General features: G+C 64.4%; 17 protein-coding genes. 12 read left to right on the forward strand and 5 right to left on the reverse strand.

Annotated features, from left to right (window positions below; all coding sequences use genetic code 11):
- Position 1: 1 nt before the first annotated feature.
- Complete coding sequence (locus tag BJA_RS21055) at positions 2-1,288, reverse strand: hypothetical protein (protein ID WP_038966823.1); 1,287 nt, start codon at positions 1,286-1,288, stop codon at positions 2-4.
- Between the two features lie 330 nt (positions 1,289-1,618).
- Between BJA_RS21055 and BJA_RS21060 the strand changes: the two genes are divergently transcribed.
- From BJA_RS21060 to BJA_RS42335, 4 genes are all read left to right on the forward strand, one after another.
- Complete coding sequence (locus BJA_RS21060) at positions 1,619-1,783, forward strand: Flp family type IVb pilin (RefSeq protein ID WP_027542544.1); 165 nt, start codon at positions 1,619-1,621, stop codon at positions 1,781-1,783.
- 165 nt (positions 1,784-1,948) lie between these two features.
- Positions 1,949-2,152: a hypothetical protein gene (locus tag BJA_RS21065; RefSeq protein ID WP_028171201.1), complete on the forward strand. Its 204-nt coding sequence runs from the start codon at positions 1,949-1,951 to the stop codon at positions 2,150-2,152.
- Between the two features lie 171 nt (positions 2,153-2,323).
- Positions 2,324-2,572, forward strand: coding sequence for a hypothetical protein (locus BJA_RS21070; RefSeq protein WP_011087009.1), 249 nt, complete (start codon positions 2,324-2,326; stop codon positions 2,570-2,572).
- 327 nt (positions 2,573-2,899) lie between these two features.
- Positions 2,900-3,046, forward strand: a complete 147-nt coding sequence (locus BJA_RS42335) for a hypothetical protein (protein WP_165448154.1) — start codon at positions 2,900-2,902, stop codon at positions 3,044-3,046.
- Here BJA_RS42335 and BJA_RS43115 read toward each other — a convergent pair.
- Positions 3,027-3,611: a hypothetical protein gene (locus BJA_RS43115; protein ID WP_244423856.1), complete on the reverse strand. Its 585-nt coding sequence runs from the start codon at positions 3,609-3,611 to the stop codon at positions 3,027-3,029. The two genes, BJA_RS42335 and BJA_RS43115, sit on opposite strands and share 20 nt — an antisense overlap.
- A 55-nt stretch (positions 3,612-3,666) precedes the next feature.
- Here BJA_RS43115 and BJA_RS43120 point away from each other — a divergent pair, with 55 nt between their 5' ends.
- Both BJA_RS43120 and BJA_RS21080 read left to right on the forward strand, forming a co-directional pair.
- Complete coding sequence (locus BJA_RS43120; RefSeq protein ID WP_011087010.1) at positions 3,667-4,197, forward strand: EamA family transporter; 531 nt, start codon at positions 3,667-3,669, stop codon at positions 4,195-4,197.
- Positions 4,198-4,323: 126 nt separating this feature from the next.
- Complete coding sequence (locus BJA_RS21080; protein ID WP_011087011.1) at positions 4,324-4,725, forward strand: VOC family protein; 402 nt, start codon at positions 4,324-4,326, stop codon at positions 4,723-4,725.
- A 2-nt stretch (positions 4,726-4,727) separates the two neighbouring features.
- Here the strand turns inward: BJA_RS21080 and BJA_RS21085 are convergent, their stop codons facing one another.
- Together BJA_RS21085 and BJA_RS42340 are read right to left on the reverse strand one after the other, a co-directional pair.
- Positions 4,728-5,078 (reverse strand): zinc ribbon domain-containing protein YjdM, encoded by a 351-nt coding sequence (locus BJA_RS21085; protein ID WP_038966826.1) that lies wholly within the window; start codon positions 5,076-5,078, stop codon positions 4,728-4,730.
- 110 nt (positions 5,079-5,188) lie between these two features.
- Complete coding sequence (locus tag BJA_RS42340) at positions 5,189-5,362, reverse strand: hypothetical protein (protein ID WP_018644642.1); 174 nt, start codon at positions 5,360-5,362, stop codon at positions 5,189-5,191.
- 189 nt (positions 5,363-5,551) lie between these two features.
- Here BJA_RS42340 and BJA_RS21090 point away from each other — a divergent pair, with 189 nt between their 5' ends.
- The 3 genes from BJA_RS21090 to BJA_RS21100 all read left to right on the forward strand — a co-directional run bounded on the left by BJA_RS21090 (position 5,552) and on the right by BJA_RS21100 (position 7,354).
- A complete protein-coding gene (locus tag BJA_RS21090) occupies positions 5,552-6,004 on the forward strand; it encodes a pyridoxamine 5'-phosphate oxidase family protein (protein WP_011087013.1) in 453 nt (150 codons plus the stop codon).
- 100 nt (positions 6,005-6,104) lie between these two features.
- Entirely contained in the window at positions 6,105-6,464 is a 360-nt protein-coding gene (locus BJA_RS21095) for a c-type cytochrome (protein WP_038966827.1), read from the forward strand.
- 377 nt (positions 6,465-6,841) lie between these two features.
- Positions 6,842-7,354 (forward strand): hypothetical protein, encoded by a 513-nt coding sequence (locus BJA_RS21100; RefSeq protein ID WP_028171210.1) that lies wholly within the window; start codon positions 6,842-6,844, stop codon positions 7,352-7,354.
- A gap of 85 nt (positions 7,355-7,439) precedes the next feature.
- Here BJA_RS21100 and BJA_RS21105 read toward each other — a convergent pair whose 3' ends face one another.
- Positions 7,440-8,417 carry a hypothetical protein gene (locus tag BJA_RS21105; protein WP_162494088.1) on the reverse strand — a complete coding sequence of 326 codons (978 nt, stop codon included), beginning with the start codon at positions 8,415-8,417 and terminating at the stop codon, positions 7,440-7,442.
- A 188-nt stretch (positions 8,418-8,605) separates the two neighbouring features.
- On the opposite strand from BJA_RS21105, the gene BJA_RS21110 reads away from it, so the two are divergent.
- The 3 genes from BJA_RS21110 (at position 8,606) to BJA_RS21120 (ending at position 9,674) form a co-directional block, all read left to right on the forward strand.
- Entirely contained in the window at positions 8,606-8,893 is a 288-nt protein-coding gene (locus BJA_RS21110; protein WP_011087017.1) for a hypothetical protein, read from the forward strand.
- Between the two features lie 24 nt (positions 8,894-8,917).
- Complete coding sequence (locus BJA_RS21115) at positions 8,918-9,214, forward strand: hypothetical protein (RefSeq protein WP_028171212.1); 297 nt, start codon at positions 8,918-8,920, stop codon at positions 9,212-9,214.
- 166 nt (positions 9,215-9,380) lie between these two features.
- Complete coding sequence (locus tag BJA_RS21120) at positions 9,381-9,674, forward strand: hypothetical protein (RefSeq protein ID WP_133415016.1); 294 nt, start codon at positions 9,381-9,383, stop codon at positions 9,672-9,674.
- The last annotated feature ends 348 nt before the right edge of the window (positions 9,675-10,022 follow it).

Below are 10,022 nucleotides of genomic sequence, written 5' to 3' on the forward strand. Positions count from 1 at the left end.
TTCAGGTCGCCCGCTTGCCGGCCGATTGCGCCGACTTCTGCGGCTTCGCCTTCTCACGCGCGGCCTGTGCCTTTGGCGGCTTGGCGCTGGCCATGGCCCGCATCTTCTTCGGCCTGGCGTTGGCGGCTTCCCTGCGGTCTGCCGAGCCACGCTTCGAGACATATTCCGCGCCGTCGACCGGGCCGACATGCGGCGGATCGCGGCCGAGATAGGGCCGGCCGATGCCGAGCGCCTTGCCGTTGGCATCGACCCATTTCCACAGCACCTCGGTCGAGACCCAGCGCTGCGCGCGGTTGTTGCCGGCGGTCGAGACGATGTCGGCGGCCATGCCGTGGCCGTAGCCGCCGCGCGTGCTGCCGCCATGATAGGAGCGGTCTGAGGCGGCCTTCAGGCCGCTCGCGATCGACTGGCGATAGTCGTCGCGGAACGCGCTGGTGATCCCCGGCGAGAGGCCGGCGGCTTCCGCCGCGAGCAGCGTGCGGAACAGCTTGCGCTTAAAACTCTTGTCCATGCCGCCGATGACGTAATCCATCATCGACATGCCGGCGTGCTCGGCCGCCTTCGGATCCTTCCAGCCGAAGTCCTCGTCGACCAGCTTCGTGAAGCTGCGCATCACTGTGACCATCTTGCCCCTGCGCTTGACGGTGACGGCGCGGCGCTCCTCGACCTTGATCGAATCCTCCTTGGGAGTGCGCTGGTAGAGCGCCCAGAGATAGCGGTCGATGCACGCATCCATCACGAAGCATTCGTCGAGCACGGCAACGGTGTCGGCGGACGGCGAGGCCTTGCTCTCGGTTGCGGCCGGCCCGGTCGCGATCGCCGCGGGCGACAGCGCGTCGGTCGCCACGATCTCGGTGGGATCGGCGGATGCGAGCTTGACGGGCTCCTGCACCGGTACGGCCTCGCTGACGACGGGCGCCGGCTCGGGCAAGATCTGCGGCGCGGGCGACGTGCTCGGCAAGATCAGCGCGGGATCGGCCGAGGCGAGCTTGATGGCGGGGGCGGGCACTTCGAGCACTGCTGCTTCAGCGCTTGCCGGCTCAGGGGCTTGAGCCACCGCTGCGGCGATGTCGGCGGTCAGGGCGATGCCATCTTCGATGGTCGCAGCGCGCGGGACGTCGGCGAGGTCGAGGCGGCCGAGATCCTTTGCGCGTGAGACGGTTGCTGCATTGGCGCCGCTGTTCTCGATGAGGGCAGGGGCATAGGCGGACAGAGAGAGCGCCAGCCAGCCGGCCATGACGGCCGAGGGGCATGCGACTGCCACCAGAAGAGACCGCCGATCGTCCATGATCCCTGCCTCCAAACGGTTCTGTTCGAACGCGTCTCGTCGAACAGTCTTGCACAGAAAGGCACGCAGCGCGTCGATTGTTCGGAGGACGGTGTGGCGGCGCAATGGCGCAAATGGCTGAAAACGGGCTTTTCCGGCGGGTGTTGCGAAGATGCAACGCGAGTTCCATTGTGGCTTCGTGGGGCTTTGGAGCGGGAAATGGCCTGCAAATGCTGCGTTCATTGTCGTCAAATTGAGCCGGCTGAATTTACTCAATCTTGGATTGAGGTCTGGCATCTCTCTCGCACCGGTAACGTCCGGTATTCGCTGGGAAGGACACGAGTTTTGAAATTGAAATGCCTGTTGGCCGACTTTGCCGCCGATGAATCCGGCGCCACCGCGATCGAATACGGCCTGATCGCAGCGGGGATCGCGCTTGCGATCATCGAGATCATCTACGCGCTCGGCACCAATCTCGTTGCGAAGCTGCAATCGCTGGCGACCGCGCTGAAATAAAATCATCCGTCATGCTGAGGCGCGAGGCGTGCGGGCGGCCGACCCGCGCTTCGTGACGATCATGATGCGCCCCCTCTCACAGGGCCGGGTAGGCTCGTCTGTGCGCATCGTCTGGACGCGGTGTTTTCGCTGCAACCTTGCGGCGGCTTGCGCGTTGGTGCGGCCATGACGCATTCCTCGCTTCGTCCCATGGACGCCTTCGACCCCACCGAGCCCGCCATCCTGCACGATCTTCTCTCCGACAGGATCATCACCTGGACCGCCGAACAGGCGGATGATTATCGGCGGGCCAGCCGGCCGCGCGACGATGGAACCGTGGCCTGGAAGGCCTATGTCTTCGACGGCTGGGGCAATGTGCTCGGTGGCTGAGCAGCGCCTATAAAGGCGCCATGTCGCGGCCGGCGGGGATTCGGCCAAGGCCTTGTGCGCATTAAACATATCGCCATGCGCCAAGCGCGTTGTTGCAATGCAGCGGCGCATGTCGCAATGCAGCAAATCAGGTTTAGATGAGCTCCGAAACTTCCTCCTGGAGCATCATCAATGAACAAGAAGACTCTGTCGATCGCAGTCGCCGCCCTCACGATCGCGGGCTCGACTGCCACCTTCGCCGCCGAGCTGCCGGCCTATGAGGCCAACGGTTTCCCGGTCTCCCCGTTGCAGGTTCGCGTGCTCGGTGCCGCGCATGTCGAGCAGCAGGCCTTGGCGCCCGCCACCAGCGTGACGGCGCTTCAGGCCAGCGTTCTGTCGCCGCGCAAGCTGAAGACCGCGACCGTGGGCAGCGCCCGCTAAGCTTCATGCGACAGGCACGGTGCGTGCGCATCGTGCCGCTGTCGCGTGCATGAATTCGCAACCGTCGGGTTTCAGAATTTTCCGCGTCACGTTGGAACCGCGCTCCTGCAGGAGCGCGGTTTTTCTTTGCGGGCGGGACCAGCGCGTTTTCGTCGTGCGTGCGCGGATCGAGAAGCCGGCGCCGCAAAAGAATCGCGCGATGGTTCATTGTGTACGGCGGTTCAAGACGAGTGTGATCTCCTTAATACTTGTTTCGGAGATCGCGGCGCCTGATGCGCGCGCCGCATATTGAGCGGCCAATTCTGGAATCATACTGGAGGCCGTTTCATGCCCGTTGCGCAAAAAGCCGTTGTTGCCGGCACCTCGCCGCGTGAGTTCATCATCAGGCATCTTGCGCTGTTCGCGGCCGCCGCGTTGTTCGTGTTCGTGCTGAGCCTGACCTACGGCCTCGATCTCAGCCCCGGGTTTTTCTGATAGTCGCGATTTGGCGACACCCCGGTGCCTGGAAGACGTGTTCATCGCGTGACGCCGAGCGTATCGCCACCGTGGCCGCATCCGCGAGGTGCGCGAATACATGGACGCGCGCAAGGGATGGCGGATGGTGTTCGGTGAGGCTGCTGCGGGAATCTTCGCCTCTCCGCCGCGTGCCAGACCTGCGGCCGCGTGGGTTGAGCGGATGAATGCGCTGACATAAGCCTTGCCGATGGATCAGCGGACGAGCGGCGCTGACGCTCTCATTCAGAAGAACGACGCGGCACCGGCGCTTCTCGGCGTCGTCTGCGGCCTGTCGGCGGCGCTGTTCTGGGCGCTCGGCTTTGCCGGCACGCGGCACGGGCTGAAGGTCGGCTTCACGCCGGTCGATCTGCTGGTGCATCGCTACGTCTGGTCGGGCATCGTGTTCCTGCCGCTGGTAGCCCGCGCCGGGATCTCCGATCTCTGCGGTATCGGCTGGGGCAGGGGCCTTGCGCTGATGGTGCTTGGCGGCCCCGTGATGTCGCTGATCTCCTACACCGGCTTCCTGTTCGTGCCGCTCGGCCATGGCAGCGTGATCCCAGCCGTCCTCCGCGACGCTCGGCGGCCTGCTGCTCGCCGCCATGTTCCTCAAAGAGAAGATCTCCGCCTCGCGCCTTGCCGGTGCCATCGTCATCGTCGGCGGTCTCGGCGTGATCGGCGCCGAATCGATCGGCCATATCGGCGCCGACGGCGTGCAGGGCGATCTGATCTTCGTGCTGACCGGATTGATGTTCGCGGGCTTTGGCGCGCTGCTGCGCCACTGGCGCGTTTCCGCCGTGTCGGCGGCGCTCGTCATCAACGTGCTGTCGCTGCTATTGCTGCCGGCCTATCTCCTGACCGGCGGGCCCGCCCGCGTCGCTGCGATCGGCGTGACGGAGAATGCGATCCAGGCGCTGGCGCAGGGCGTGCTCGCGGGTCCTGCCGCGCTCTATCTTTTTGCCGTCTCGGTCCAGCGGCTCGGCGTCGCCCGCGCGGCGGTGTTCCCGGCCTGCGTGCCGGCGCTGACGCTGCTCACCGGCTGGCTCCTGCTCGGCGAGCCGCCGACGATGTTGCAGACTGCGGGCCTCGTGACGGTGCTGTGCGGGTTTTATCTGGCGCAACGGCAGCGGTGAACGCGTCTGCACAAGCCGAATGGAGCGCAAGCGAAATCCGGGGCAGGATGTGCGGCACTATCCCGGATTGCGCGATGCTCCATTCGGGCTACGCTTCCGGGCACGCCGTAACGTGACGAGCCCGCCATGACCTTGCTGCTCAACATCGATGTTCCCGACGTCGCCGCCGCCACGAATTTCTATACCGAAGCGTTCGGGCTGACGGTCGGCCGCCGCTTCGGCGCCGACTTCGTCGAGCTGTTGGGCTGGCCGGCGCCGGTGTACCTGCTGACCAAGCAGGCCGGCACGTTGGGCGCCGGCAGCGACCGCCGCCGCTACGAGCGGCACTGGACGCCGCTGCATGTCGACGTCGTCGTTGACGATGTCGATGCCGCCGTCGCGCGCGCGGTGCGCGCCGGTGCCGTGCTCGAGGCGCCCGCGCGCGATGCGCCGTATGGACGGATCGCGATGCTGGCCGATCCGTTCGGGCACGGGTTTTGTTTGCTGGCGTTCAGCGCGAAGGGATATGACGCGCTGCTGGGCGCGTAGCGCTAGGCCTTCTTCACGAACTCCGACTTCAAATTCATCGCGCCGATGCCGTCGATCTTGCAGGCGATGTTGTGGCCGTCGGTGGCATCCTGGAGTCGGATGTTGCGGACCTTGGTGCCGCCCTTGACGACCGAGGATGAGCCCTTGACCTTGAGGTCCTTCATCACGATGACGCTGTCGCCATCAGTCAGCAGATTGCCATGGGCATCGCGCACGCCCGCCTCCTGCGGCGCATCCGCCGCAGCGCCGGCCGTAGCGCTCCATTCATGGGCGCATTCCGGGCAGACCCAGAGATCGCGGTCCTGATAGGCGTGCTCCGACTGGCAGTTCGGGCATTTCATGGCGTCGGGCATGGCAGGTCTCGTCTCGGGTGGCGTTGCGCGGCGCACCGTAGGGGCGGAACCGGAGAATGCAAGGGAAAGCTGGGGCGTGCGCGGGCAGGCGGCTGCCTGCCGGTGCGATGTCACCGAAACAGCGCGACGAAGATGACGTAGAGCCAGCCCAGGATGCCGTGGATGATCGCCCACAGGATCGAATGGTTGTTTGTGTAGGAGATCGCGATGGCGAGCGCCGAGCCGAAGCCGACGCCGTATTTCGCGCCCTCGACGCGGACGCCGTAATAGCGGTTGCCGTTCATGGTGATATCTCCCCGATCGTGGAATGGGCGCAAGCGTATGCGATGTCCGTCATCTTCGCGATGGGCATCGCGTCACCCATCCCGTGAGTCCATGATTCCGTCAATGCCGGCCGCTGTGACTTGAGGTGCATCAACCCCATTGCGCGAGCCGCTCACTATCCTTCTCGAGGAAGATCTGCGGAGGGCGCGATGGACGATCTGATCAGACGAAAGATCCAGACCTTGCTGGACCAGCACCGTACCATGCGGATCGCGACGCTGCGGCCGGACGGCTGGCCGCAGGTGACCACCGTCGGCTACGCGAACGAAGGCTTCACCATCTATTTCCTGTGCGGCATCGACAGCCAGAAGGCGCAAAACCTGTCGCGAGACGATCGGGTCTCGCTTGCGATCGATGACGACCCGGCGCAGGTGATGGAGATCACCGGCGTGTCCATGGCGGCGCGGGCCCGAATCCTGACCGATCCGGCCGAAGCCGAGAAGGCGATCGGCCTGCTGATGGCACGCTATCCGGAACAGAAGGCCACCGGCCTCGCCGTGCCGAAACCGTCCGAGGTTCGCCTGATCGCGCTGACGCCGACGGTGATCTCGCTGCTCGACTATTCCAAGGGATTTGGCCACACCGACCTTGTGGCGTGCTGAGGGAGCTGCCCTGCCGCGATCCGCTCTCTTGATGCAGGTCAACCTGGTCCGCTCGCACCGACCTACGCTTCGAGTTACGCAGCAAGGGCGAGGTGAAACCATGTCGCGCAGCGTTCGAATCTATATCGGCCTCGGCATCCTGATCCTGTTGTCGTTGCTGTTTCTGTTCAGCGTCGTCCACACGGCCGCGGGGGCATCGAGGCCTTCCTCACGCACGGCAGAGGAAGGACATCGCCTGGCGCAGGCGTGGTGCCAGACGTGCCACGCCGTGGAGCCGCACATGGCCGGATTCTTCGACCTGGCTCCGAGCTTCCAGGCCATCGCCGATCGGAAAGGAACGACCGCGCTGTCGCTCAAGGTGTTCTGGCGGACCAGCCACCAGAACATGCCCAATCTGGTGATCTCGCCGGAGCAGGCCGAGGCGCTGTCGAGCTACATTCTGAGCCTGAGAGGCGATTGAGCGCGCTCCCGGCAAAAATGTCGAAAACAACCCCATGCACAGTAGAAATTGCCAGCGATTTCAATGGTTCTGAAATACCGAAGTGAATTTGACCCGTCGGGCAAGACAGGGTATGATGGCACGGTCGGCAGGTGCAACGGCTGAGGGCTCGCAGCCCGCCGCGAACCGCTCACGGGTCCACGAGCCCGCCACGCGAACCGCAACTAGGACAGGTTGAGCGCCGATGACATCGATCATCGCTGCGTGCCGCGCCCGAAATTGGGAAAAAATGGCAGAGCTGAGGCTGTCAACGGCAGATCGGGTTAGGAGGCCGCTTACCCACGGAATACACTGATCGCCGTTTGGGGTTCGGGGTCATGTATTGGGAGGGACTGATCATGGCAAGTGTTGAACAATTGCGCAGACGGGACGGGGTGAACCTGGTCCAACTCGAGGCGGACATTGCATCGGTCCGCGCGGGAAGCTCGATCGCTTCAATTGCTCTTCCTGATTACGTCGAGCACACCGAGGGGGTCACGCGGGTCGGCGCGCTCAGTGCAGAGGCGGTGGTTCGCGACTATGAGTCCGCTGCAAAGGAGATCGAGGCCATGGGCGCCGAGCTGATCGACGCCGCGCAAAAATGCGAGGCGCTGACAGCCCAGGTCCACGATGCCATTGCCTTCATGCGCGAAACGGCGGCGGGGTATCGTGAAGAGGGGCGGAAGATCTTCAAGCGCATCGAGGAATGCGCGCTGTTCACGGAAGACGTCCGCAGGACATGCGAAGAGGTCAAGCGTCGCATGAAGGACGTCTCGGTCGGCGAGGCCCCCGATCCGGATGAGGAGCTTGCAATGCCAGAGCGCGAGCTGACCGGGATCGCGGCCAAGGTGTCGGTGTGCGAGGTCCGGTGAGGCGGGCGTAGAGCGTCGTTCGCAGGATGGGTCGAGCGCCTGCGCTCGCCCGTCCTGCGAGCCGCCGCTCAGCCGCCCTAACGGCCTACCAATCCGGATCGCCGTAAGGGTCGGCCATATAGGGCGGCGGCATCCAGGGGCCGCGCGGCGGCGGCCTGGGCCGCCGAGGTGCGGCCGCCTGCATGTGCGGCCGTGCAGGCGCGGCCGTATCGTTGTTCACCACGCTCCGCACGACGGGTTTCGCGGCCGCAGGCGTGGACGAAGCCGTCAGTTGCGTTTGCAGCGCCTGGACCTGCGCGGCGAGGCGCGCATTGTCGGCCGCATCCTTCTCCCGCGCCGCCTTGAGCTGTTGAATGGTGTCGGCCTGCTCGCGCTGCGTCTGCTCGTTGCGGCTTTTCAGCTGCTCGAGCTTACCGTTGATGTTCGCAAGCTCGCTCGTGATGGTCTTGAGCGATTGCGCAAGATCGGACGATGACTGGTCAGGCGGTGTGGCGCCAGGACTTGGAACGCCAGGAGTTGGAGCACCAGGTGTTGGAGCGCCTTGCGTTTCCTTGCCGGGCGGCGGTGCGGGCACCGGACTTGGTTCATCCGCCGCCGCCAGATGCAGTGCCGTCGGCCGCGCCGGAGTTTCAACCGCGGCCGTTTGCCGGGGCTGACTGGCCGGCGGAGCCCATCGCGCCATGATCGACTTGCTGATCGACCTGGCCTCATCGCGGTATTGCGAAGCGAAGGCGGCACCGAGAATGCCGATCGCCAGCACGAGGCCAACCAAAGCGCGCAGCATGGTCCGATCTCCTTTCAGGCCTTGATCGCGAACGTTGCGATCCGGCGCCTTGTCCTTAGGGGGCTCGGCTGCTGTCGTACCGGCGCTGGCTTGCGAGGTCCGCAGGGCCTCGCCGCCGTGTTCCATTCCGGAAACCAGCCGGTCCAGCCGCGCAAGGTCTTCATTGGCGCTCTTGATCTGGTCGTAGGCCCGCGCCAGTCCGCCATCGGCGCGCACCTCGCCCGGCTTGTGGGCATCGGGCTTCTGGACATCAGGTTTGGGGTCGTTCGCTTCAGGCATCGATGCGCGCTCCATCCGGTCGGGCGTTCATGGGAGTGCGGCAGTCCGATCGTCGGAAGGATAGGCCTCACATTTGTCCAACACAACGCGCGTGCGAAGGAGAAATTATGGCGGGCCACGGTTGCTGAAACAGCCGTGCTCCCCCAGGAATCCCTGCGACGTGCTATGCTGTCGGGGGAGGAAGCGCCATGAGGGTCCCCACCGCGATACTCGCCCTGCTTCTTTCAAGTCCGGCCGCCGCCCAGGAGTGCCAGACATGCGCGATGGCCGACGCCTGCATGAAGGAGTACGTCAAGACGACGTCGGAGGCGCAAAGGGCGACCAGGCAGGGCATCCGGGATTGGAAGCAGAATCTGGACAAAAAGGCCTCTGCAGAACTGTCCAGCAGGGGCATACTCGCATTGCAAGACGCCATGGAGGCACAAGTTCGGACGGAGCTGGAGCGCCTGAAGGAGTGCCTGGCGAAGATCAGGTAGGGCGGGGGCGCAAAGGAGGATCCGATGAAATCGCTTCTGCTGCTCACCGCGAGCGGTCCGCTGCTCATTCTCACCTCGCACCAATCCCTGAACGACCAAAAGCTCCTTGGGGTGCTCAGGCAAAAAGGTATTGGCAAGTTCGTCGCGTTCGAGGTTCCCTTGTCGCTCGCCAGGGAGCGCTACGGCGGGCACTTTCACGCGGTCGAAAGCAATCTGCACGAGACCGATGATTTGAGAGTGCTCGACTTCAACGGCCAGCGGGTCTTTCAGCTCTTTCATTTCGAAGAGCTCGGTTCACCGATGCTGATCGAATCCTCGTGATCCGGTTTTGTCTCGCGGCATGATCCGCTTCGAAAGGTCCATCGTCCCGTTGCGGCGGCGAAAGCGATGGGTTGAGCAGGGCTGTTGTCACGATGAACAACCGTTCAGGGGAACGGGCGCTGGTTCATTTCGTTGCATTAGGAGGGCATGTTGAGAGGAGGACGACATGAAAGCAAAGATCATTGCGCTCTCTGCTGCCGTTGTCATGGCGACAGCACCAGCCGTGTTTGCTCAGGGTGTGTCGAGCAAGGCGCCAGGTCAGGAGATGCAGCAAATGGGGTCCAAGACAGGCGAGCCGGGCGCTTCCAGCTACGCTCCCGGACATAAGAAGCGTCACGCGATGCGCCACGCGAAGGCCTCGAAGACCACCAGCCCCGCCGCGACGAACGCCGCTCCAGGCCAAACGACCGGCGCGAGCACGCGGCCGACCACCGGCACGAGCACAAAGCGAGCGTACTGAAGTCCAGAGGGGACTGAAGTCCAGGCACTGACGGGACCCAACGGCACGTCGAACGTGGGACAGGTTGGGCCCCCCGGCGAAACCCGTCATGCCGAATGATGGGTATCGCTTCCGCCTTCGCTCGCGGAGCTTCGGCGGGACAAGTCCGGCTTCGCTGGCCGGGCGAGCAGTGGAGCGCGGCTTGTTTCGCAACCTGCCAGGCGCCGCAGGTTGTGAAACCCACCTCTTCAGGCCTCGTGAGCGGCAGCCGAAATCCGCCAGGGCCGAGAGCGTCATTCATGCAGGTCGAGAGCGAATTCGCTTGCCTTGCCTTGAGTCCTTTTGCACTCTCGTCGCAAGGAGACCAAC

This window comes from Bradyrhizobium diazoefficiens USDA 110 (assembly GCF_000011365.1).
Lineage (GTDB): Bacteria > Pseudomonadota > Alphaproteobacteria > Rhizobiales > Xanthobacteraceae > Bradyrhizobium > Bradyrhizobium diazoefficiens.

What these genes read in the sequence shown, in the direction of transcription:
- BJA_RS43115 (WP_244423856.1), bottom strand. Translation starts at nt 3,611, where the DNA reads ATGGCCGAGCGGCACGAACAGGAAGCCGGTGTAGGAGATCAGCGACAT.
- BJA_RS21080 (WP_011087011.1), top strand. Translation starts at nt 4,324, where the DNA reads ATGACCTTGCTGCTCAACATCGATGTTCCCGACGTCGCCGCCGCCACG.
- BJA_RS21090 (WP_011087013.1), top strand. Translation starts at nt 5,552, where the DNA reads ATGGACGATCTGATCAGACGAAAGATCCAGACCTTGCTGGACCAGCAC.
- BJA_RS21095 (WP_038966827.1), top strand. Translation starts at nt 6,105, where the DNA reads ATGTCGCGCAGCGTTCGAATCTATATCGGCCTCGGCATCCTGATCCTG.
- BJA_RS21065 (WP_028171201.1), top strand. Translation starts at nt 1,949, where the DNA reads ATGACGCATTCCTCGCTTCGTCCCATGGACGCCTTCGACCCCACCGAG.
- BJA_RS42335 (WP_165448154.1), top strand. Translation starts at nt 2,900, where the DNA reads ATGCCCGTTGCGCAAAAAGCCGTTGTTGCCGGCACCTCGCCGCGTGAG.
- BJA_RS43120 (WP_011087010.1), top strand. Translation starts at nt 3,667, where the DNA reads ATGTTCCTCAAAGAGAAGATCTCCGCCTCGCGCCTTGCCGGTGCCATC.
- BJA_RS21120 (WP_133415016.1), top strand. Translation starts at nt 9,381, where the DNA reads ATGAAAGCAAAGATCATTGCGCTCTCTGCTGCCGTTGTCATGGCGACA.
- BJA_RS21055 (WP_038966823.1), bottom strand. Translation starts at nt 1,288, where the DNA reads ATGGACGATCGGCGGTCTCTTCTGGTGGCAGTCGCATGCCCCTCGGCC.
- BJA_RS21105 (WP_162494088.1), bottom strand. Translation starts at nt 8,417, where the DNA reads ATGCCTGAAGCGAACGACCCCAAACCTGATGTCCAGAAGCCCGATGCC.
- BJA_RS21110 (WP_011087017.1), top strand. Translation starts at nt 8,606, where the DNA reads ATGAGGGTCCCCACCGCGATACTCGCCCTGCTTCTTTCAAGTCCGGCC.
- BJA_RS21100 (WP_028171210.1), top strand. Translation starts at nt 6,842, where the DNA reads ATGGCAAGTGTTGAACAATTGCGCAGACGGGACGGGGTGAACCTGGTC.
- BJA_RS21085 (WP_038966826.1), bottom strand. Translation starts at nt 5,078, where the DNA reads ATGCCCGACGCCATGAAATGCCCGAACTGCCAGTCGGAGCACGCCTAT.
- BJA_RS42340 (WP_018644642.1), bottom strand. Translation starts at nt 5,362, where the DNA reads ATGAACGGCAACCGCTATTACGGCGTCCGCGTCGAGGGCGCGAAATAC.
- BJA_RS21070 (WP_011087009.1), top strand. Translation starts at nt 2,324, where the DNA reads ATGAACAAGAAGACTCTGTCGATCGCAGTCGCCGCCCTCACGATCGCG.
- BJA_RS21115 (WP_028171212.1), top strand. Translation starts at nt 8,918, where the DNA reads ATGAAATCGCTTCTGCTGCTCACCGCGAGCGGTCCGCTGCTCATTCTC.